Consider the following 22,619-nt stretch of genomic DNA (forward strand, 5'->3'; position numbering starts at 1 on the left):
GTACCTTGAAAACGCATGCAGAAACCGGGAATACCTTGAACGTTCCTGCAACGGCTCATTTCTCAGGAGGCGAAGCAGAGCAGACCGTGAGTGAACATGCGACACATGCCGGCGATTCGAACAAAAACGGACAGGGGACTTCCGCACTGACAACCCCGACTAGTGACGAAGTTGTTCAACCCGCTGCAGTCAGTCCGACCACCGAGATTGATCAGTTCTATCCCGATGAAGTAGTGGGAAATATCCCGCCATTCCCTCATCTGTTTAAACACCCGCTCAAGGCGACATTCTGGACAATTCGTATGCTGTTTGGCATCGTCTGTCTGGTTTTGTTTCTGGCCGTGATTGCTGCCATTCCCCTCATTAACTTTATTGCCTTGGGTTACCTACTGGATGTGGAAGGCAGAGTCGCCCGTACGGGAAAAATTCGCCTCGCTTTTCCGCTGCTGGATATCGCGCCTCGACTGGGAACCATAGTGCTTGGCACCGGTCTCTGGCTGATCCCATTGTTTCTGCTCTCCGGTGCTGCCGCGGATGCTCGACTTGTTGATCCGGGGGGCACCAGCTATCAGACGCTCCATTTTATCAATCGTCTGGTTTCAATTTTTGTTGCCTTGCATCTCTGTCTGGCATTGGCCCGCGGGGGAACCTTTTCCTGCTATCTGCGCCCACTCAAGAATGCGATCTGGTTATTCAAACAGCTTCGCGCCGGCGGGTACTGGGAACGGGCGGCACAAAACGTCAGTGAGTTTGTCTCTTCGCTCAAACTGGGGCAGAACTTCTCACTGGGGTTGCGTGGTTTTCTGGGGGCCTTAGCCTGGCTCTTGATCCCTTCACTCATGTTTGCTTCCGCCAGTTCCCCTGATGGAGGCAAGGGAGGTCCGGTTCTGGTCACCCTCCTGGGAGGCTTGATGCTGGTGATCGTCCTGGGCTGGCTACCTCTGTTGCAGGCTCACTTTGCAGCGGAGAATCGATTGCGGGCTATGTTTGAACTGCGGACCATCCGCAGGAAATTCAAACGGACGCCGATCGCCTGGCTGGTGGCTTTGATCGTTGTCTATGTGCTCTCGCTTCCTCTCTACCTGTTTAAGGTGGCTGCACTCCCCCGGGATGCGATGTGGGGCATTACCCTGATCTTTGTTGCCACCATCTATCCCACAAAAATTCTGCTGGGCTGGGTCTATTACCGCGCCTCCTCCAAAACCCGAAATGCCTGGTTTGGTTGGCGCTGGTTGAGCAGGACTCTGATTCTGCCACTACTGTCACTGTATGTCTTTCTGTTGTTCTTTACACAGTTTATCGGCATGCATGGCAATCGAGTGCTGATGGAACACCACGTCTTTTTGTTGCCGGTTCCATTCTGACGGAATTCGTTTCTGAGACACGCTTCTCGTTTAAGTCAACACGTTTTTGCGATTTCATTCGACACACTTGAATTTTCTGAAAATCTCTTAGCCTTTTGAATTCGGGGCGGATATGATTTCAGTAGCGGAATCGCGCTTGATCCGCTCGATCAACTGCCTTTCCGCTGTCATCAATCGTCGAATTGATCCGGCTTTCCAACGGGGATTCCGGTTACAAGGATATGCAGGGGAAACGTTCTGTTTTTCCCGGCACACGTTCGCATCATTTCCTGGCTAAGCGTGTTGCCTTTTATTTGGAACGGAAGACAATTGCGCCTGGCCATTTTTACGAAAAGGCAGGACGAGCGATGAACGATTATAAGGTAGACGACGTTAGGAATGTGGCACTGGTCGGCCACGGGGCTGTTGGCAAAACAACTGTAGCCGATCTTTTGCTTTTTCAATCGGGAATGACCCCCCGACTTGGGTCTGTGGATGAAGGTACCAGTTTGCTGGATACAGACGAGGAAGAAATCGATCATCGGATTTCCATCGCCTCTACCCTGGTTCACTTTGATCATGCCGGTCACCACATCAATCTGATCGATACCCCCGGCTATCCTGATTTCATCGGGCAGGTCTCCGGTGCGCTGCGTGCCGTCGAGACCGCCCTGATTCTGCTCAACGCCGGTCATGGCGTGGAAATCAATGCCCTGCGAGTTTCCCGGATGGCCCAGGAGGCAGGCATCGCCCGTATGATCGTCCTGAATAAATGTGATACAGAGAATATCGACTATGATTCACTGCTCGATTCCATCCGTGAGACGTTCGGCTCCAACTGTGTTCCCATTAACCTGCCTGTGGGACTGGGGGCCGATTTTCAAGCGGTGTGTGATCTGGTTAATTATTCTGAGCCACCTGCAGAGGGAACGCTGGGAGATCCGGAGGCGACCCGTCAGGCGCTGATCGAATCAATTGTGGAATCGAATGAAGGGTTGCTGGAGCGGTTCTTTGATGGAGAGGAACTCAGTGCCCGTGAACTGTCTGCAAACATTCCTAAGGCAATGGCGGCGGGGACACTGATTCCCGTGCTCTTCATGAGCGCAAAAACCGGCGTGGGGGTCAGTGAATTCATGGACGCCATGTCCAACTACACATTGTGTCCGCAGGATATTCAGCGGATGGAACAGACCAAAGATGGTCGTTCGGTGGTGATTGACCCTTCGCCGGAGCAGCCGTTTGTTGCTCAGGTGATTAAGACACGCATCGACCCCTTCATATCAAAGATGAGCTATCTGCGTGTCTTCTCCGGAAAACTGGATAAAGATACGGCTGTGGTCAATGTCCGCACGGGGAAGCCGGTTCGAATCAATCAACTGCTTGACGTCCAGGGTGGCAAACAGGAACCCGTCGATTCTGTTTCCGTGGGCGATATTTTTGCGGTAGCCAAAGTTGATGACCTGCAGCCGGGAGATACCCTTACCGCCGATGCGAATGGAGACGGTCTTTCACTGCCGGAAATCAAGTACCCCCATCCGGTGGTCGGGTTAGCTGTGGAGCCTAAAAGCCAGAATGACCAGCAGAAGATTTCCGGTGCACTGCACAAACTGGAAGAAGAAGACCAGACCTTCCATGTGATCCACGATGAAGAGACACATGAAATGGTAATGCAGGGGATGAGTGAACTGCATCTGAAAATCATGCAGGAAAAACTGCTACATCGTGATAAAGTAGAAGTGCTGACGCACCAACCCAAGGTCCCGTATCGCGAAACGATCATGGCGAGTGCGGAGGGTAGTTACCGACACAAGAAACAGTCGGGTGGTGCAGGGCAGTTTGCCGAAGTACACCTGCGGGTCTCACCTATGCCTGCCGGCGTTGATCCCGAGACCTATTTCACGAAAGAAAACTTCGATCATCTGCGCAGTTATCAATACGATCCGGATTTGAACTTTGCCTTTGTCGACCGGATTTCAGGTGGCTCAATCCCCAATCAGTTCATCCCGGCGGTCGAGAAAGGAGTTCGCGAGCGAATGAAGCAGGGGGTGATTGCAGGCTGTCAGATTCAGGATCTGATCTGCGAGGTTTACTTTGGAAAAGATCATCCAGTCGACAGTAACGAAACTGCGTTTAAAATTGCGGGGAGCAAATGTTTCTCGGAACTCTTCGGAAAAGCACGTCCGGCGCTGATGGAACCGATCGTTAAGATTGAAATTCTGATTCCCGAAGAATGCGTCGGCGATATCAGCAGCGATCTTTCCAGTCGACGGGGACGTATGGAAGGTATGCAGGTCTCCCAAGGAGGCTACGAAATCATTCAGGCGCGTGTCCCTCTGGCTGAAATCATGACCTATGCCCGTACGCTTTCCAGTCTCTCCGGAGGCCGGGGAACCTATGACATTGAACTGAGTCACTACGAAATGATTCCGCCCAACGAGCAATCCAAGGTGATTGAGATTCTCAACCAGGCCAGAGAATGATCTGGTCTGTCAATGAATCACGATGGTGGAAAAGCACCAGCGAAAGCGTGTACTCCCTTTTGCTGGTGCTTATTTTTTGCGCTTCCGTTCCCGTCCCAGGGGCTGATTCCAGAGCTTCAACTGCTTCTTGATGTCGTCCAGTGACATCGGGACGGGAGAAAGTTTGATCTGTGTCTCCAGGTCGTAATGTTCGCTGGTAATTTTTTCGTCCAGACGATCAATTTCATCTTCCAGATTACGCATCCAGTCCGGTACATCAATACCGGAGCCGATAGTTGATGCCAGATAGCGTTCGATCTCTTCCTGTAGAATCGAGAAGGTGGCGGAATCTTCATTGCCGTTGCGGGCATCTTTCATCGCCCGGGGAACGAGGGCCATCATCCGGTTGACTGACAAAGGTTTGACGAATCGTTCATTCAGATGATCCGAAATCAGCGGCAGATTGATTTTGTATTCCGCTTCGGTCTGCTTCAGCTTTTTCAAATGCTTCTTGGCCATCTCTTCCGAGGTGGCTTCGAAGACAGCTTCCCAGATCAAGGCTGATTCATTCCGGTCCTGCTGAGCCAGGACCTTGTGGGCAATCAGCAGTGGGACCATCTTCCAGTCGTCCCGTTCGTAGGCTGCTTCGATCCGCAGGAAGTCGAGCAGACAGTAGAACATTTCGCCGTAGTCCGATTGGGTGGTGGTGCTGTTATACTCGACAAACCGGTCAAATTTATCGACCACCGATTCAAAGATGACTTTGAGGTTGGTGACCGCTTCATCCATCTCGATGCTGCCTTCTTCGAGATCGGTGAGCAGCGTCATAGGATGGGCCGGATCCTGATACTCAGCCAGATAATTCAGGTACTGTTCGATGCCATTATGCAGGATCGTACGCAGATTACCCAGGGTCAGGTACTGGGCGTGGAACAGGTCCGCTCCGTACTGCTTGATAAAGCTTTTGACTTCCTGCCAGATATACTCCTGGTTCAATGCTTCTGCGCTGGAAAGTCGCATGGTGCGACTGTGCTTGAGCCATTGTTCCCGATATTTATTCACCAGTTTTTCAGCGATATCGATCAGTTTCTCGTCATCGAGTTGCTCGGACTCCCAGTTGCGCGAGGATGTAATGATGGCCACCAGGGAGCTTTTAAGAGCGGTGCGGAACAGGCGGTCGAACTCGCTGACAGCAATCCCTTCAGGACGCGCACTGCGTTCCATCCGGTAAGCAGTCTTCAGCAACTGCCAGGTTTCGCGGAGCAGTCCCAGACCGGGAAGCTGTGTCAGCAGGAACCGCAGAATCATCTGTAACGAGCGAACTTTGAGTACGGTGTTGGGCCTGCCTCCCTGATCGATGGGCGTGTAGAGCAGAGGTGTTTCCGCGATATTGCTCAAGAAGGCCGGGAACTCTTTCCGCACCAGTTCGATGTCGCGGGTCAGCACACCACGATAGACGGGGACCAGCAGACGTTCGTTTTCGGAAAGTTCGTTTTCTGCTTCTGATTCCGGCAGAGTCGCCAGCAGCATCAAACGAGCAGAACGGCAATTGACGGTCGTGATAATGATGGCGTGCATCAGATAGAATTTGGTCTGTAACTGCAGATCGTATTCGATATTGGAATCGTGGTCGCCACTCGGCTTAGGCAGCTGGTAGCTCCAGATGGAATTGAGGAGCACTACCAGTTCCTGCTGCAGATTTTCGGTATGCTGGATCCAGCCTTCAATCGACTCGCGCGTTTCGGCGTCAAATTCCGTATCGGCTTCCGGGTGAGTGACATGTGAAAGTTCGGCCTCTGCGAAATACGCTGCCGACAGTTGCCAGAGTTGTGAGAGCGTGTTCAGGAACTTAAGACGAGGTTCGAGCAGGCGGTTGATCGATTCGATTTCGGAGTTGTTGGGTGAGTATCCGGAATCCATCATCTCTCCCTGCACCCCGTCATCAGCGCTGTCTCGAAAGGTGACATCTTCATAAGCCGCACCAAACAGCTCGTCTTCTTCGTCGGGCTCTGCAGGATCCATGTCAAACGGATCCTCAATTGCTTTTTCTGGAACAGGCAGCACAGAATCGAAATGAGGGACCGACCAGTAGTCAGCGGCGTTGGCTTCGAGGTAATCGAACATTTTGCGGATAGACTGTCCATTGCCGGATCCGGATTGAATATTCGCAGTTAACTGTCGCATCCACTGCAGCAGGACGGAATGAATCGAGTAAGGCCCCGATTCCAGACCTGTCTGGTCGACCTGGCTTAGCCACTGCATGATCAGACCGATGGCCGCCACATGATCCTGTTTCTGCAGCAAGGCATCGACAGTCAGGGCATAGGCTTTTGCCGATTCAAATCGGTCGACATGCTGTCGCCAGAAAGAAATATCACCCACCGCCTCGCCGCCGTTCTTCCACTCAGTAAGAATCTGAGAGACATGGGCCGCTGATTCAAAGGAGTCCTGACCATTCACGTGGGGAAGATCCTCCACGGTGGTCGTTGCGTAACGATCCCATTTTTCAGCAAGCTTCTGGAAACGCTCAGAGATTTCCAGTTTAAGCCGGTCGTTCCCCTGTGCAGCAGCTTCACTCAGCGTGGCCGAGTACGCTGAGAATGTTTCTTCCATCAGTTCCAGCAGAACTTCGCTCCGCTGATCGGGAATACTGTCCTCTCGGGAAATGAACAGGGGGAACAGCCCCTGGAATCCCAGAATGTTCCAGGGATCGATCAGGGCACCGCATTCGATCCCGCGAGTCAGATGATCTTCGATTTCGGGGATCAGCTTCCAGGCTTCATCCAGCTCGTTCCGTTCCAGGTGCAACTGGACCATGGTAATCCGCCATTGGATTTCACATTCGAAGCGGACCGAGGTGCAGGGAATGACGCCGGCTTCGCAGCGGGCAGCACGCGAAAAACCCATCCGCGCATAGATGCGGGATAACTGGCGGTGCTGAACCTGCTGGGCGCCGTAGCGTGCCAGATGCAGATTGAGGTAGTGCCGTATGTGTCCGAAAGGCTGCTGAGACTGCTGTGCTTCTTTCAATAAGCGTTCCGCCCGGGAACCTGTCGCGGAGGCCAGCAGACGGTTGTAATAATCATCACGCTGGCGGGCGACCTTAGGGAGCAGGGAGGTCAAGCTGATATCACTGGCGTGGGTATCAGGTCCGGAACCACTGATCGAAGACGCCATCAGCATGGTGCCACTCAAGACGGCTGCCGCATCCTGCAGTCGTTCCTGCAGCGGGATCTCTTTGTGTTCATCAATCCAGGCCAGCAGGGAATCGAGGATCAGTCTGCGGATGACAAACCGTCGGTAATAGCCCTGGTTGTCAATGATGTGCGGATCCCATTCCCCGAACATGTAGTTGGTGCGTTTGTTGACCGGGTGCAGGTGATCGTGTGCTCGGAGATCGATGGCGATCTCATCCATTTTTTCCAGATTGAAATGTGCCTGATGCAGCAGATCTTCGGGAGTCGTTTCCAATGTCTTGATCGTCTGTTCGATCAGACGCTGGTAATTTCCACAGGCGACTCCACTGCCACGAAAAAAGACCGGCATCGGGCGAAATTTTTCGTGAGAATAGACCTGCATCTGTCGACCATTTTCCAGAACGGCGACTGGCCGAAAACCGACGAAGTCATTCAGCTTATCGATGGCAGCGGTGACCAGTTCCTGGTCGGTATCCCAGCGGCCGGTCTGTTCGAGCAGAGCTTCAAACATGACCGCGAGGAAATAAGGCTGCAGGAACTCTTTTCGGCAGATATGGAACAGCAGGTCCCGGTGATGGGTGATGTATTGCGGCAGGCATTCCTCGAATGCAATTTTGAGGACTTTCTCTGCCTGATCGATGGACTGAAATGCCGGGGTCGTCCCTTTGAGTTCATGTAAGTGAGTGCGCAGCAACGATTCCAGCAATGCAGAATCACGCTGAAGGTCCAGTTCAGCAAAGAGCTGATTCCAGTTGAAGCGAAACTTGGGATCTGGCTTTCCGTTAGAGAAATTCAAATAGCCCAGAATCTCTCGAATAATATGTTTATCGACGGCGGGCAGAGTCTCCAGACCCTGCTTTGGATGGCGCGGTACTGTCATATTGGTAAACGTTAATATAGAAATCAGATTCTTAAATTTGCTGGTGTTGGATTTCGCTCAACAGCAGTAAAACAGTCTATTTCCTGAATGAACAGTCCAAACGGAATGAATCCCCGAATCAATTATGCATTTTCCGATCTGGCAGTCAAAAGTTCGATCTCTGTGTCTTGATTAACTGCTTTTCTGGCAGCAGTTTAATGTACCTGTTCTCCCTTGAAATCGCCAGCTGGTATCTCTGAATCAGGGCACTGTTCGCCTGAGCATTTGAGATTCCTGCCCGCTTCTCCCGCTGGAGAGCAACTTTTCTTCAACTCGTATGTCAGAATATGACGATTATAACGAATGTGCGTATTTCTCAAACGAGCCTTAATTGTGTGCCTTTCAGGCGCTGGTATCAAGGCTGACAGGAGTCGGCAGCCGGCGTTGAGGGGTTTTCTTACCAGAAACAGGGCACAAAACACGGGAATTTACCCAGTTGAATCAGGACAACGGATTCTCAAAAAGTCTTTCATTTCTTGAGTTTCCTGCATTCTAACCTGAGATCTGGAGTCACCGGTGTGAACTGTGTCTTCAAGGAAGTGAAAAGTCAGATGGAACACTTGGATTCGATGCCCGATGGTCAGCCGACACTGCCAGAAGCTCAAACAGAAGATCACTTTTTGAACTGGTCCAAGGCAGTCTTGAAGTCTCCTCTTTTCTGGGGAACCGCTGCTACTTTCGGGTTTTATGCCCTGATTCCCCATCTCCCCCTGTATCGCGACCTGGTAGATCGCTACTTCTGTAGCCACCCGCTTGAGTATGCCACAGCCGCGCTGTTCTTTATCGGAATGGCCATCATTGGTGTGAAGGGCATGGGCATGTTCGTCCAGAAGAAATCCCTCACCGAAACTCAGATCGACTGGGACACCATTGGCGAGATTGAGAACCTGCACGAGCGGATCGATGTCTTTGAGGAACAGGTTCAGTCACAACCCTCGTGGCTCAGTGAGACCTACCTGGGCAAACGACTGCTGGATACGGTCTCGTTTGTGAAAAGCCGCCGGTCAGTACAGGACCTGGATGAGCACCTCAAGTATCTGGCCGAACTGGCTGCCGAGCAACTTCATGCCAGTTACTCACTCATTCGAACAATCACCTGGGCCGTGCCTATCATCGGCTTTTTGGGTACCGTGATCGGGATTACCATCGCGATTGCCAACGTGACTCCCGATCAACTGGATACATCATTGTCTGAAGTGACTGGTGGTCTGGCTGTCGCCTTTGATACCACAGCTCTGGCTTTGGGGTTGTCGCTGGTTCTCGTGTTTTCCACCTTTATTGTGGAACGTATGGAACAAAAACAGCTCGAGCAGATCGAATTGTTTGGTATCGAGCATATCGCATCCTGTCTGAGTGAATCAGAACGTGTCGTCAGTCCGCTGGAATCTGCCGAAATTGAAGCAGCACAGCAACTCGTATCGCGGACCGAAGAAATGATTCAGCGTCAGACCGATCTCTGGCAACAGAACCTGGAGGGACTCCGTGGTCGCTGGGCCGAAATGATGGATCGGCAGCAGTCGTCCTTCGACCAGACATTGCAGGACGGCATGTCCAGCACGCTGGGTAACCATGCAGTACAACTGGAAGAATTTCGGAGCGAATTTCTGAACGCATATCAGTCTACGACTGAGCAGATCGAACTCATGCTCAATCGCTGGCAAAACAAGCAGGAAGAGTCGAACAGTCAGTTCTCAACTCATCTGGCTCAAATCTGGAGTGAAGTGCATGAAGATGTCATTTCGGCCCAGACGAGGCAGACCACACAAATCGAAGAAGCGACTCGTGATATCGCTGATGAAATCCGCATCTGGAATCAGCAGATGAAGGACTCGGCCGAAGTCTCGACCCTGCAGATCCAGGCACTGAATAACCAGAGTGAGCACCTGCTGAAAATCGTCGATCAGGAAGAGCATTTGATCGGATTACAGAAACGTCTCACCGAGAATCTGGATGCGATTCGTGCTGCCGAAACGTTTGAAGAAACCCTGCACAGCCTGAGCGCTGCCGTTCATCTGCTGACAGCCCGTTCCGGCCGTAACGCTGCCTGATTGTCACTACGTCTCACTTGAGTCTTTCGTTTTTCCTCTGAGCAGATAAGTTCCGGTTTCATTCATGAGTAGAAAAGGCAACGAAGCACGTTCGGTATCGCTGTTTCCCTTTCTGGCGGTACTCATCTGTGCGATGGGAGCATTGATCTTCCTGCTGGTTGTCACCACGCGCCGAATTCGACACCAGGCGGTCCTGCAGGTGCAGCAGGTGGTGATTGAAGAAACCGTGGAAGATGATCTCTTTCCACCGATTCTGTTTGGAGCAGAAGAAGCAGAACCGGTGCAGGCCCCTCCCGTGGTGATGATACCTGAACCCGAGGTCAAAGAGCCGGAACCAGAACCTGAGCCAAAAATCATCAATCTGGCAGCCGATAAAGAGGCTCGCTTGAGAGCGCTGCAGTTGCAGAAGGCGAAAAAACTGGCTGCATTGAAAGATCAGAATCTGATGCTGGTTCGACTGAAAAATGAGTTGAGTCGGTCCGAAAGTCAGCTCAATGAAACGCAAAAACAGTTTCAGTCACTGCAGTCAAAAGACAAAGAACTCGACCAGAACCTGGCTAAGTTGAAAGAGCAGAAGGCACGTGTGGCAGAAATGCTGCAGGAAGAACTGAATTCGCTGGCAAAGAAAAAACAGTCACAAAAAACGGCCCGCAGTAAATATTCCATCGTTCCCTATGACGGAAGAACCGGAACAGCCAAACGCCCCATTCTGATTGAATGTACGGATGAAGGACTGACCTTCCAGCCCGAAGGCATCACATTGACTCCAGATGATCTGCAGGACTTTACGCCGGGACACAATCCACTGCTCTCGGGAACTCAGGCTCTGTTTCGCTACTGGAGTGGTAAAGATCGGAATTCAGGTCAGGAACCCTATGTTCTGATTCTGGTTCGTCCCAGCGGTAGTGTGGGTTACTATGTTGCCCGTAAGCTGCTGGGGAACCTGGATCTGGACTCTGGATACGAATTGATTGATGCTGACTGGGAACTGGCATTGCCCAAACAGGATCCAATTGCGAAAGAGGTCTGCCAGGATGCGATCGACCGTGTGTTGAGTGGACGAAAGCAACTGGTCTCCCAACTGAATCAAAAACAGGCAGCCAGTCCCCAGGAACGTCGACTGCAGTTTGATGCTCGTACCGGAATGGTCCGTGTAATCGAACCGGAAGAAGGACTGGGAACTGGTCAAGGAACCGAAAAATCAGCCGTGGGAGGGACGGGTTCGGGAGATGGTAAATCACATTTCAGTGATGTTCTGACACCGCGACAGCAAATGGCTCGCGCCGAGTATCTCCGTAAGGTCGCCAATCAGCCAAACATTGTCTACAAAGAAGGCTTTGATGATGGAGACAGTGCACAGGGTGAGCGTGGCTCAGGCTCTGAGCTGGAACGGATCACAGGGAGAGGCACCTCCACCGGGAAAAGTGGACTGCCCGGAAGTCTGGAAGGGGCCGAAGTCTACGATCTGGATGAACTCAAACGCAGACCGGGCAGTGGATTCGGCGAAGAAGGAGGTTTGAAGCGGGCCAAGGTTATGGGCCGTGATCAATTGCGGGAAATGGCCGAGCAGCACCTGGTAGAACTGAAAAAATTACAGGGGCAGGGAGCATCTGGAGAACCAGGTCAATCGGGAGATCAACGAACACCAGGCGACCAGCAACTGGCAGGCAGCGCGGCCAGTGGTTCGACGAGGTCTGGACAGAGAGTGATCGAAAATCCGTACCTGAAAAAACAGGGGAGTCGAGAGGGAACTGCAGAGTCTGGTCAGACAGTCGCCGGACAGCAGGGTATGCGGTCTTCGGAATCTACTCCGGGAGCTTCTGCAAATCCATCTTCGTCGAACGCATCTTCCCAATCCAGCAATCCATTCCAGAGTTCTGCATCCGGTTCCTCGGCAGCAGGAGCAGGGAACGTGAATTCGGTTTCGCTGAGCCGCAGTCGCTCAGCACAGGCAGAGAGCGAGTCCTCAATGAACCGTCAATGGGGCCCACCTCAATCCCGTTCCGGTATTGGATTTGAAAGAGAAATCAGTATTCAGATCGGTTCAGATCGCATCATTGTCGGAGATGAAAAACAGCTGCAACTCGATCCGGGAATGTCGCCACAACGCTTACAGGCGTCGCTGTTCGCAGTCATGGATCAGTACGTACGATCCTGGGGACCTGCTCCTAAAGGTTTCTACTGGGTGCCTTCTCTGCAGTTTACAATCAGTCCCGGTGGGAACCAGTACTACGAACGGATAAAATCATCCGCCCAGAAAATGGGACTTGAGACCGAGGCACAGTATACGCTCGAGCCTTTACCGGCTGGTCCTGCTGCCTCAACGGGAAAGGAGCAGTAATATGAGCCGCCGCACACCTCAGGGGGAAGCCGGATTTGGTTCAGATTCCTTTCTGGATATCGTCGCGAACATTGTCGGGATTCTGATTATTCTGATCGTGATCGCTGGCGTCCGGATGAGTCAGGCACCGGTAACGATCGCAAATACCGAAATCATACCACCTGCGGCACCCACTGTGATTGATGCCGATCTCGATGCCTTTCCCCCTGAGTTGGAAGCACCTCCTCTGCCGGCCCCCGTGGTCATATTGCCGGATCCGGAACCGGAAAAGCTGGTGCCGAAAGAACCGAAGATCATCTATCAACACCCCTCCGCAGAACTGCTGGCACAACTCGAAGCAGCGGAAGCCGAGCTCTCTCGCCTGGATCGCGTCATGCAGGAGCGGTCATCAGGAGCTCAGGATCTGCAGTCGCGTAAGCAGGCTGTCCGCGGTCAGGTCCAGTCGATGTTATCCGAGATCAATCAGAAGAGCAGTCGACTGGAACAGGAGTATCGACAGTTACTCAGCCTGGTCGATGAAACGAAGGCGGCACGTCAGCAACTGGAGCACGTGGTCGCCAAAGCACGGGAAGTCTCTGAGCCACGTGAACAGGTGAAAGAGCTGAAGCACCGTCTCACGCCCGTCAGTCAGTTGGTGACGGATAAGGAATGGCACTTTCTACTCTCTGAAAACCGTGTTTCTTATGTGCCTATCAATGAACTGCTGCTGGAGTTGAAACATGAGGTCATGAAGCGAGGCAGCTGGCTGGCCAAGTACCGTGAACATCATGGCAAAGTGGGGCCCATTCAGGGATACACCATGAATTATGTTGTCGAGCGACAACCCCTTTCTGCGCTGGATCAGTTACGGACCGGTGGCACGGGCGGATTTCGAGTCGGGGTCACCAAATGGGAAATTGGCCGTAGCGATGATGTATCAGGCGAAGCTCAAGAGGCAGCATTACGGCCTCAATCACAGTTCTCCCGGGCGTTGACTGAAATCGGGACCGGTTCGACGGTTACTTTCTGGGTGTACCCGGACAGCTTCGAACTGTATCGAGAGCTGCAAAAATATGCCCATTCACTCGGATACCAGGTAGCCGGTCGTCCGCTGCCTTTTGGGGTACCCATTGCGGGGTCACCCGCAGGAACGCGTTCTGCAGGACAGTAAACTACTTTTAATAGAGAAGAGTCGCCAGCTTGCGACGGTATGCGCTGGTCAGGGCTGACTGTGGCCCCAGCAGATCGAAGATTCGCAACATCGTGGCTTTGGCTTCCACGCCAGCTCCCGCCTTATCTTCTGCGATGATCGCCAGACAGATTTCCAGGGCTTCTTCATGTTTGTTGGATATGGCCAGGGCGTCAGCCAATGCGATTTTCAGGTCTGCATTATCAGGATCCGCCTCCAATGCTTTGCGAGCCTCTTCCACCCCACCCGCTTCGTCCGCGGCAGCCTGCAGTTCGAGCTGTGATTTAATCTGCTCCGCCTCGGGCTCCAGAAAGCCGCGGGTTTCCAGTTCTGCGATGATCTTGCCAGATTCATCGAAGCGAGACAGCTTTGCCAGCACAGCGGCCAGTCGCAGTTTGATGGCATCGTTTTTCGGATCGAGTTCTGCTGCTTCACGGTACTTGCCTTCTGCGGCCGCTGGATCGGTCTCTTCCAGGATCTGACCTTCCTGCAGCAACATATCGAGGGGGGAAGGTACCAGCTGCGTTACCCATTCCCGCAGTGACTCTTCGGGCAGGATCCCCTGGAAATGATCGACGGGTTGCCCGTTCAGGAAGGCGACCACAGTCGGAATCGACTGCACGCGGAATGCGGCCGCCAGGCCCTGTTGTTCGTCGATATTGATTTTGGCCAAGTGGACTTTTCCCTGGAATTCGTTGAGCACGTTTTCCAGCATGGGAGCCAGCTGCTGACAGGGCCCGCACCAGGGAGCCCAGAAATCAATGATGATCGGTATTTGTTGCGACTTCTGCAGGACTTCGGTTTCGAAGTTCTCTTCGGTAACATCAATGATCCAGGGGGCATTGGCTGACATGTTGTGTTTCCTTATCTGAGATCCCCAGGAAGGGAAACTCTGGTGGTTTGACAATCAGTTCCGGGGGACAGGGAGTTCGCAGATTGCCCACTGCCCGAAATTTTCTTCTACTTCAATCTGGACTGATTCGATCTGACTTGCGGTATCTGATCCTATCACAGTCAACAACTCCTGGCCAATCCAGTGCGCGATTAATTCAGCCGTTGTATTGGCAATCGGCAGCAGGATGCAGTCCTCACGCGGGAAAACCCAGCGCCGCTCTTCGAAAGTGGCTTCGACTTCATTCTGATCTTCCCTGACTTTAATTTTATCGTGAAGTGTGGGAAGCAGAACACGGTGATCGAGCGCGTCTACCGTTTTCTGCAACTGATCGCGAAGCGCAATGAAATCGAAGACATAACCGTTTTCGTCGAGAGGCCCGGTCAGCTCAGCAGCGACACGCCAGTTGTGACCGTGCAGACGCTCACAGATATTGCCGTTGAATGTGATAAAGTGTGCCGCACTGAAGACGAGGTGGTCTTTGGTAACGCGAACTTTGTATCGGGGGACGCTATCCTTCATGAATTAACGAGCTCAATTCCGCTTGAAGAGGTGGAGGGACTTTTTCTCTGATTGTAGCCAGTGCAGGGGGCTTGATGAAACCGTCCCGCAGGGCAACAAACAAAGCCGCGACGATTAAATCGGCTGTCGTTCCCGGATTCCTGCGATTTCCTGTCTCGCGCAACCAGTGGTCAAGTTCCTGCAAGCTGCTCTCAAGGTTTTCCGCCTGTAAGGTCTCGCGAGCTCGCCGGGCAGCTTCCTCCGCTTCAGCTAGCCCACACTTACGGGCGATCAATGTATCCGGACAGTCGGCCATCAGTTGGAGCTGCAGACGAATGACGGCGGTCTCCCAGTCTGAGGATTGATTCCAGAATTCCTGCAGTGCGGGGACCGCTGTCTGGAGGGTGATTTGAAATCCGCTGGCATATTCTCGCGCGATGGCATCCCGCTCAGCTGCCAGGGCCATGACTTCGCGCAGTGTGCCCGTTGGTTCGTCTGAGATATCCTGCGTTTCCGTCGCTCCCAGGCCCCCCGGACAGGCCACTCTGATTGCCTCGTAAACCAGAAGTGCGTCGGCGATACTCAATCCATCCAGAATCGATTCAATCCCCTCAGAGATGGTTAGCTCAGTCGGTACGGCCAGCAGAGGGGCCAGTAACAGGACCATGCCCAGGTTGGAGTTGCTGGCAGAGACATCCCGGGTTGCTGTGATGCAGTTCAAGACGGTTTCGCCTATACTGCCTGGCTCTGACTGTGGGAGCAGGGGGGCAATCGCCCGTGCAGAGTGGAGGAAATCGACGTATGTCAGATCGGGAAACGAGGCGCCGGGGTGCACATTCCCCGGCTTTTGTGAGGTCGCTTCGAGCAGGCAGGCCAGATAGCACCAGTTTTCGAGTTGTGCTTTATTTTGACTCATATACGCTGGATTGATTGATGGTCGGTGAAAATCTGCGTACAACAGTAAGTAAAGACTGTTAAGTATCTTGCGGGGGAATTCACTCCGAGGTCAATTCTGCAGAATCCATCCAGAGAATTGAAGTCTCTGACAACTTGAACCGAACAGGTAACAGGAATTGTTTTATGAGCCCATCGATTGAGCGTCAACAGCTGCAAACTGTGCATATTGTCCCACTGACCGCCTTCGATCAGCAGGATCGGATCAACGTCGAGATGCAGTCGGCACACACGGCGAAACTGTATGAGGCAGGCATGCGTGTATATCTACCTGGGGCAGGGACCAGTGAATTTCATAGTCTGCTACCAGAAGAAATTGTGCAACTGGTGAAGATCACTCGCGAAGTGACCGGTCCGGAAACCCTGATTTTTGCACCCATCGGTTACCAGGTAAATGCAGCAAAGCAACTGGCGGTTGACTGTCTGGAGGCAGGGGCCACCGGCATCATGTTCATGCCTTTTGCTCATCCTTACATGAGTGATCGCGGGGCGGAAGAGTATTACCGTGCCGTGATGGACGCTGCCGACTGTCCTACCTTGTTCTATAAGAAAGCGGCGATTCCCAGTGATGAGCTGCTGCTGGAACTGGCCGCTGACGAGCGGGCCGTGGGAGTCAAGTATTCGGTGAATCAGATGCATCAGTTCCGCACAACGGTCAGCGCCGATACGGAAGGCATGGAATGGGTCTGCGGTTCTGCGGAGCGGTTTGCGCCTTATTACATGCTGGCTGGTTCAGGTGGATTTACCAGCGGAGCCGGGAATGTGTGTCCGCATCTGTCGCTGGCGATGCACGCGGCGTTTCTCGCGGGCGACTATGCCGACGGAATGCGGATTCAGCAACTAATCCTGCCGATCGAAGATTATCGGGCACGCTGCGGGGACAGCTTCAACATCAGCATGTTGAAGTATGCCATTACTCTGACCGGTGCAGATTTCGGGCCTCCGCGGCCACCTCAGCGGACACTGACCAGCGAACAGGAAGCAGAAATTCGTCAGCTGATGGAGCCGGTTCTGGCTGCGGAAGCTGAATTGGCGCAACAAAAAAGCCCCGTTTCGTAAAACGGGGCTTTTCGTTTGATTCTCAGAATCAGGCAGTTGCCATCCGTTCTTCTTTTTCTTTCAGACGACGGGCAACGACTTCTTCCTGAATGTTACGTGGAACCTGGGCATAGCGTGAGAATTCCATACTGAATCCACCTTTACCCTGGGTCATGGAACGCAGTTCGTTGGCATAGTCAAACATGCTTGCCAGCGGGACTTCAGCGATGAAGACACTCGTTCCCATTTTGGTTTCCGATGTATTGATCACACCACGTTTCTGAGCGATATGACCAGTGACAGCACCCTGGAATTCTTCAGGAACTTCCACTTCGAGTTTCATGATCGGCTCGAGCAGTGCCATGTTTGCTTTCTTCAGAGAGTCACGCATACAGTTGAATGCGGCAACGTTGAACGCCATTTCTGAAGAGTCAACATCGTGGTAGCTACCGTCTGACAGAGTGGCGGAAACTCCCACAACTTCACATTCGCACAAGGGGCCTTTAACGAGAGCCCGCTGGAATCCTTTGTCCACAGCCGGAATGTATTCTTTGGGAATACGCCCCTGAGTGATCGCATTATTAAATTCGTAGGTTTCGCTGTCGTTTTCCACTGCCATCGGCTCAATTTTACCAACGACGTGTGCGTACTGACCGGAACCGCCAGTCTGCTTTTTGTGCTTGTGGTTGTATTCCACAGGGATGGTCGGTGTTTCGCGGTAAGCCACACGGGGTTCACCCACGATACATTCGACTTTGTATTCGCGTTTGATACGTTCGATGTAAACATCGAGGTGCAACTGACCCATACCAGCGATGATGGTCTGATTGGTTTCTTCATCAGTCATCACGTGGAAGGTGGGGTCTTCGCGGTTGAATCGCTGAATCGCTTTAGCCAGACGATCGGCACCGTCCCGGTCGAGTGGTTCGATCGAGAGACGAATCACAGGCTCAGGTACAAAGATACTTTCCAGAGCGTAGTTTTCACCATCGCTACAGAACGTATCCCCGGAGGCACACTCCATACCTACAGCTGCGATAATGTCACCAGCTTCACCTACATCAACGTCTTCACGGCTGTCAGCGTGCATACGCACCAACCGGCCGAAGCGGGTAGAGTTCCCGGTTCGGGTGTTGACGTAGCTCTGACCTTTTTCAATTTTACCCTGATAGATTCGCATGTAGGTCAGCTGACCGAAGGTTTCGTCGACAATCTTGAAGGCCATGGCGACCAGAGGTTTGTCGGAAGAGTGAGACAGCTTCGTACGGAACGAATCGCTGTGAGTATCTTCTGCTCCTTCTTTGATGGCTTTCTGCTGGGCGTCCAGGTCAATCGCGGAGATTTCACGATCGAGCGGGCTGGGCAGGAAGCGAACCACGGCGTCAAGCAGAGTCTGCACACCTTTGTTTTTGAAAGCTGTTCCCATCATGACGGGGGTGATTTCGTGAGACAGAGTCGCTTCACGAATGACTTTGTAAATGTCGTCAACGGGAATTTCTGCCTCTTCCAGCAGGGCGACCATCAGGTCGTCGCTGAACATGGAGAGGGTTTCCAGCATCGCGGCGCGAGCTTCTTCAGCAGCAGCTTTGAACTGCTCAGGAATTTCGCCGAGGACTTCTTTTTCACCCTGTTCGCCTTCGTAGGTGACAGCCTGCATGGTTACGAGGTCAACCACACCATCGAACTGAGCACCTTCGCCCATCGGAATCTGCAGCGGCAGAGGGACAACGTGCAGCTTTTCTTCGATCTGCTTGATTACACTGGCAGAATCAGCACCGGTACGGTCCATCTTGTTGATGAAGGCAATACGGGGGACGCCATAACGTTTCATCTGACGGTCAACGGTCAGAGACTGGCTCTGTACACCGCCTACCGAGCAGAGAACCAGAACGGCACCGTCCAGTACGCGAAGACTACGTTCCACTTCCACGGTAAAGTCAACGTGGCCCGGGGTATCGATGATGTTGACAGTATAGTCTCTCCACTGCACCTGTGTGGCGGCAGAAGCGATGGTAATCCCACGCTCACGCTCCAGGTCCATACTGTCCATGGTTGCTCCACCGTCACCCCCTCGCACTTCACGCACTTTGTGGATTCGGCCTGAGTAGTACAGAATCCGTTCGGTAAGTGTGGTTTTACCAGAGTCGATGTGAGCCGAAATACCAATGTTTCGATACTTGTCCAGATTTTTCATGGCTTTAGTGCAGGTTTACTTTAGGGAACGTGTTATGGATACAAAATGATCGGCAACGTACCGACCTTGATCAAGAGCTCAATATTATTCGGAACTTTTGAGAAGAAGCTCTCAAGTTTTACAGGGAGGCAGGCCCCGCAAATCGCATCACTCTACTGGTGTGATGGTTGACCCGGCAGGTTTTCACAACAAGGGATCACTGACATCCGATACATTCGCAAGTAGATAATCTGAGCGTAAGGTGTGAGCGTAGAATCTTATCGTTGTATCGACTTCGGGGGAAGAGGATTTTTGGTTAAATTCCGAAAACTCCCTGATTTATTGCCTCAACATTGTATACGTCAGAAGCCGAATGTGAAAGGGAAAAAAACAGGGAGAATTTCAGATGAAATTCTCCCTGCAGGTAAGTTCAAACTTTAACTAAGCTTATGCTTTTTCTTCCAGCACAGCCTGAGCTGCTGCCAGACGGGCGATTGGAACCCGGAAAGGTGAGCAGCTGACGTAATCCAGACCCAGTCCGTGGCAGAAGATCACACTGGCAGGATCACCACCGTGTTCACCACAAATCCCGATCTTGAGATCAGAACGAGTGCTCCGACCACGTTCGACACCGGTCTGCATCAGACGTCCGACACCATCCTGATCGATGGTCTGGAACGGGTCTGCAGGAATGATGTCATTTTCTCGGTAGTGACCGATGAAGGTACCGTAGTCGTCACGACTCATACCCAGAGTGGTCTGGGTCAGGTCGTTGGTCCCGAAGCTGAAGAACTGAGCGGTTTCTGCGATCTGATCTGCACAGATGGCAGCACGCGGCAGTTCAACCATGGTTCCGACCATGTACTCAACCTTGACGCCTTTTTCTTCCAGAACCTGCTCTGCAACTTCACGGATGATCTTGGCCTGGTTATCGAATTCTGTCTGGAATCCAGCCAGAGGCACCATGATTTCAGGATGCACTTTGATGCCTTCCTTTTGCACGTCGCAGGCGGCTTCCATAATAGCCCGGGCCTGCATCGCGGTGATTTCCGGATAAACAATACCCAGACGACAGCCACGATGACCCAACATCGGGTTCAGCTCGTGCAGCTCTTCTACGCGGCGACGGATGAATTCGACTGTTACACCCAGTTCGTTTGCCAACTCTTCAGCCAGAGTCGGGTTCTCTTCCAGATGGCGATCAGAGAGGAACTCGTGCAGCGGCGGATCCAGCAGACGAATGGTTACCGGCAGGCCGTTCATGGCCTTAAAGATGCCGGTAAAGTCTTCACGCTGGAAGGGCAGCAGCTTGTTCACAGCTTTGGTGCGTGATTCCACATCGCCGGCAGCGATCATTTCGCGGATCTCAGCGAGGTGGTGGAAGAACATGTGCTCGGTTCGACACAGACCAATCCCTTCAGCACCGAAAGCAATGGCTTCAGCTGCCTGATCGGGCTGGTCAGCGTTAGTCCGAACACGCAGCTTGCGGATTTCGTCAACCCAGCTCATTAGTTGCTGGTATCGTTGAAATGCTTCTGAGTCTTCCGGTTTCATGGTTTTGGAGATCAGCACTTCCACGATTTCACTCGGTTTGGTTTCCACTTTACCGGCGAAGATTTCGCCTGTGAAACCGTCGATACTGATCCAGTCGCCGCTTTTGAGGACCTTGTCGCCGGCAGTGATGGTTCCAGCTGCGGAGTCAATCTTCAGTTCAGAAGCACCGACAACACAGGCTTTACCCATCTGGCGGCTCACCAGGGCAGCATGTGAGCTGGCACCACCCAGGGCGGTCAGAATCCCCTTGGAAACACGCATCCCGCGAAGGTCTTCGGGGCTGGTTTCTCGACGAACGAGTACCAACTGCGCCGAATTGTCACGGTTGAAAATGGCTTCGGCTTCTTCAGCACTGAAGCAGATGTGACCACTTGCAGCACCCGGACCGGCGTTGATTCCCTTGGTCAGCAGATTGCCTTCCTGGGCGGATTTCTGTTTTTCAACCGGGTCAAAAATCGGCTGCAGGAGCTGGTTCAGGTCGTCAGCAGGAATCCGGCGTTTGGTGATAGCTTCTTCTTTGCTGACCAGACCTTCATTAACCAGATCGACGGCGATGCGGACGGCGGCAAAACCGGTTCGTTTTGCGTTACGAGTCTGCAGCATCCAGACTTTACCACGCTGAATGGTGAACTCGATGTCCTGCACATCTTTGTAGTGTTTTTCCAGGATCTGACCGATTTCTTCGAGCTGCTTATAACCTTCCGGCATATCGCTGCTCAGAGTGGCTTCGATCTGTTTGGGAGCACGAATACCGGCCACCACGTCTTCACCCTGGGCGTTGATCAGGTAGTCGCCACAGAAACCAGGTTCACCGGTAGAACAGTTACGGGTCAGGCCCACACCAGTCGCACAGTCGTCTCCCAGGTTTCCGTAAACCATAGCTTGTACGTTACAGGCGGTTCCCCAGTTGTGAGGAATCCCGTAGTCACGGCGGTAAACAACAGCCCGGTCGTTGTCCCAGCTGCTGAATACAGCACCGATGGCACCCCAGATCTGCTGTTTGGGGTCGGTGGGGAATTCCTTACCAGTGCTTTCTTTGATGAGGGTCTTGAACTCGGCAACCAGTTCTTTGAGGTGTTCGGCACTCAGTTCAGAGTCGTAATTGACGCCGGCTTTTTCACGCTTGGCTTCGAGAGCATGTTCAAAAGGATCTTCGTGCTCACCTTTCATACCCATAACCACATCGCCGTACATCTGCACGAAGCGGCGGTAGCTGTCCCAGGCAAATGCCTCGTTGCCGGACTGTTTCGCCAGTGCTTCGACAGTGGTATCGTTCAGACCGATGTTCAAAACGGTGTCCATCATACCGGGCATGGATTCCCGGGCACCTGAACGGCAGGAGACCAGCAGCGGGTTGGTGTCACAACCGAATTTTGCGCCCATGGCTTCTTCGACTTTGGCCAGTGCTTCTTCAACCTGAGCTTCTACACCCTCGGGGTATTCTCCACCGGTCTTACTATAGTGAATACAGACGTCTGTATTCAGGGTGAAACCAGCGGGGACCGGGAGCCCGATGTTGATCATTTCTGCCAGGTTGGCCCCTTTCCCCCCTAGGGAATTGCGCAATGTGGCGTCGCCATCTGCTTTTCCATCACCGAAGAAGTACACATACTTTTGACCTGACATACTTAATTCCTCTAAATGTTAATCAATCAGCTTGTCGGTCCCTTCACGCAAAGAAACCGGACGCTGACTAGTACATATCTATTGTTCAGAAGCTCGCAGCTTCCCAGTAAGATGCGGGACTGAAGATTCAGTCCCTCTCCTGCTCAATTCCTAACACGCGACAGTCGGCAAGAATTTGCCAGCTGCTGATTATTTTGTTGGAAGACAGACTCGTCTCTGGCGGTTGCTATCCAGTGATTCCGATGGGACCTCGTTCGAAGTCGTTCCGTCCGGGCAATCTGCTGTTAGTAGCGGATGTGGTAGCTGTACGTTAAGCCATCGGATTGCAGCATATTTACTAGGGACACTACCATTGCTCCGTCTGGCCGTCAAGCGACTGGATAGATTCGGGTTAAACGCTCCCGGA

12 protein-coding genes are annotated in these 22,619 nt (G+C 52.7%); 6 read left to right on the forward strand and 6 right to left on the reverse strand.

Translation table 11 applies throughout. The features are described 5' to 3' along the window. Nucleotides 1-5 precede the first annotated feature (5 nt). Both RID21_RS23500 and RID21_RS23505 read left to right on the forward strand, forming a co-directional pair. Nucleotides 6-1,364 carry a DUF4013 domain-containing protein gene (locus RID21_RS23500; protein WP_350193143.1) on the forward strand — a complete coding sequence of 453 codons (1,359 nt, stop codon included), beginning with the start codon at nucleotides 6-8 and terminating at the stop codon, nucleotides 1,362-1,364. 347 nt (nucleotides 1,365-1,711) lie between these two features. Then, a complete protein-coding gene (locus RID21_RS23505; protein WP_350193145.1) occupies nucleotides 1,712-3,823 on the forward strand; it encodes an elongation factor G in 2,112 nt (703 codons plus the stop codon). A 69-nt stretch (nucleotides 3,824-3,892) separates the two neighbouring features. Here RID21_RS23505 and RID21_RS23510 read toward each other — a convergent pair whose 3' ends face one another. After that, nucleotides 3,893-7,879: a hypothetical protein gene (locus tag RID21_RS23510; RefSeq protein WP_350193147.1), complete on the reverse strand. Its 3,987-nt coding sequence runs from the start codon at nucleotides 7,877-7,879 to the stop codon at nucleotides 3,893-3,895. 590 nt (nucleotides 7,880-8,469) lie between these two features. On the opposite strand from RID21_RS23510, the gene RID21_RS23515 reads away from it, so the two are divergent. From RID21_RS23515 to RID21_RS23525, 3 genes are all read left to right on the forward strand, one after another. Beyond that, nucleotides 8,470-9,966 carry a MotA/TolQ/ExbB proton channel family protein gene (locus RID21_RS23515; protein ID WP_350193149.1) on the forward strand — a complete coding sequence of 499 codons (1,497 nt, stop codon included), beginning with the start codon at nucleotides 8,470-8,472 and terminating at the stop codon, nucleotides 9,964-9,966. A gap of 64 nt (nucleotides 9,967-10,030) precedes the next feature. Continuing rightward, nucleotides 10,031-12,307 (forward strand): hypothetical protein, encoded by a 2,277-nt coding sequence (locus tag RID21_RS23520; RefSeq protein WP_350193151.1) that lies wholly within the window; start codon nucleotides 10,031-10,033, stop codon nucleotides 12,305-12,307. A gap of 1 nt (nucleotide 12,308) precedes the next feature. Further along, nucleotides 12,309-13,457 (forward strand): hypothetical protein, encoded by a 1,149-nt coding sequence (locus RID21_RS23525; protein WP_350193153.1) that lies wholly within the window; start codon nucleotides 12,309-12,311, stop codon nucleotides 13,455-13,457. A gap of 7 nt (nucleotides 13,458-13,464) precedes the next feature. Here the strand turns inward: RID21_RS23525 and trxA are convergent, their stop codons facing one another. Genes trxA through RID21_RS23540 form a run of 3 tightly spaced genes read right to left on the reverse strand, consistent with a single transcriptional unit; the run spans nucleotide 13,465 to nucleotide 15,784 of the window. Then, nucleotides 13,465-14,328 (reverse strand): thioredoxin, encoded by an 864-nt coding sequence (gene trxA / locus RID21_RS23530; RefSeq protein ID WP_350193155.1) that lies wholly within the window; start codon nucleotides 14,326-14,328, stop codon nucleotides 13,465-13,467. Nucleotides 14,329-14,382: 54 nt separating this feature from the next. Continuing rightward, nucleotides 14,383-14,889 carry a 6-pyruvoyl trahydropterin synthase family protein gene (locus RID21_RS23535; protein ID WP_350193157.1) on the reverse strand — a complete coding sequence of 169 codons (507 nt, stop codon included), beginning with the start codon at nucleotides 14,887-14,889 and terminating at the stop codon, nucleotides 14,383-14,385. Beyond that, nucleotides 14,879-15,784, reverse strand: a complete 906-nt coding sequence (locus RID21_RS23540) for a triphosphoribosyl-dephospho-CoA synthase (RefSeq protein WP_350193159.1) — start codon at nucleotides 15,782-15,784, stop codon at nucleotides 14,879-14,881. Before RID21_RS23540 ends, RID21_RS23535 begins: the two co-directional genes overlap by 11 nt. 164 nt (nucleotides 15,785-15,948) lie before the next feature. Here RID21_RS23540 and RID21_RS23545 point away from each other — a divergent pair, with 164 nt between their 5' ends. Next, nucleotides 15,949-16,881 (forward strand): dihydrodipicolinate synthase family protein, encoded by a 933-nt coding sequence (locus tag RID21_RS23545; RefSeq protein WP_350193161.1) that lies wholly within the window; start codon nucleotides 15,949-15,951, stop codon nucleotides 16,879-16,881. 28 nt (nucleotides 16,882-16,909) lie between these two features. On the opposite strand, the gene fusA is transcribed toward RID21_RS23545, so the two are convergent. Together fusA and ppdK are read right to left on the reverse strand one after the other, a co-directional pair. Then, the gene (gene fusA, locus RID21_RS23550; RefSeq protein ID WP_350193163.1) at nucleotides 16,910-19,054 is read right to left on the reverse strand and encodes an elongation factor G; all 2,145 of its coding nucleotides are present in this window, start codon (nucleotides 19,052-19,054) and stop codon (nucleotides 16,910-16,912) included. 426 nt (nucleotides 19,055-19,480) lie between these two features. After that, nucleotides 19,481-22,213 (reverse strand): pyruvate, phosphate dikinase, encoded by a 2,733-nt coding sequence (gene ppdK, locus RID21_RS23555; RefSeq protein ID WP_350193165.1) that lies wholly within the window; start codon nucleotides 22,211-22,213, stop codon nucleotides 19,481-19,483. Nucleotides 22,214-22,619: the final 406 nt, after the last annotated feature.

The organism is Gimesia sp., assembly GCF_040219335.1.
Classification (GTDB): Bacteria; Planctomycetota; Planctomycetia; order Planctomycetales; family Planctomycetaceae; genus Gimesia.

What these genes read in the sequence shown, in the direction of transcription:
- RID21_RS23505 (WP_350193145.1), top strand. Translation starts at nt 1,712, where the DNA reads ATGAACGATTATAAGGTAGACGACGTTAGGAATGTGGCACTGGTCGGC.
- fusA (WP_350193163.1), bottom strand. Translation starts at nt 19,054, where the DNA reads ATGAAAAATCTGGACAAGTATCGAAACATTGGTATTTCGGCTCACATC.
- RID21_RS23535 (WP_350193157.1), bottom strand. Translation starts at nt 14,889, where the DNA reads ATGAAGGATAGCGTCCCCCGATACAAAGTTCGCGTTACCAAAGACCAC.
- trxA (WP_350193155.1), bottom strand. Translation starts at nt 14,328, where the DNA reads ATGTCAGCCAATGCCCCCTGGATCATTGATGTTACCGAAGAGAACTTC.
- RID21_RS23540 (WP_350193159.1), bottom strand. Translation starts at nt 15,784, where the DNA reads ATGAGTCAAAATAAAGCACAACTCGAAAACTGGTGCTATCTGGCCTGC.
- RID21_RS23510 (WP_350193147.1), bottom strand. Translation starts at nt 7,879, where the DNA reads ATGACAGTACCGCGCCATCCAAAGCAGGGTCTGGAGACTCTGCCCGCC.
- ppdK (WP_350193165.1), bottom strand. Translation starts at nt 22,213, where the DNA reads ATGTCAGGTCAAAAGTATGTGTACTTCTTCGGTGATGGAAAAGCAGAT.
- RID21_RS23520 (WP_350193151.1), top strand. Translation starts at nt 10,031, where the DNA reads ATGAGTAGAAAAGGCAACGAAGCACGTTCGGTATCGCTGTTTCCCTTT.
- RID21_RS23525 (WP_350193153.1), top strand. Translation starts at nt 12,309, where the DNA reads ATGAGCCGCCGCACACCTCAGGGGGAAGCCGGATTTGGTTCAGATTCC.
- RID21_RS23515 (WP_350193149.1), top strand. Translation starts at nt 8,470, where the DNA reads ATGGAACACTTGGATTCGATGCCCGATGGTCAGCCGACACTGCCAGAA.
- RID21_RS23545 (WP_350193161.1), top strand. Translation starts at nt 15,949, where the DNA reads ATGAGCCCATCGATTGAGCGTCAACAGCTGCAAACTGTGCATATTGTC.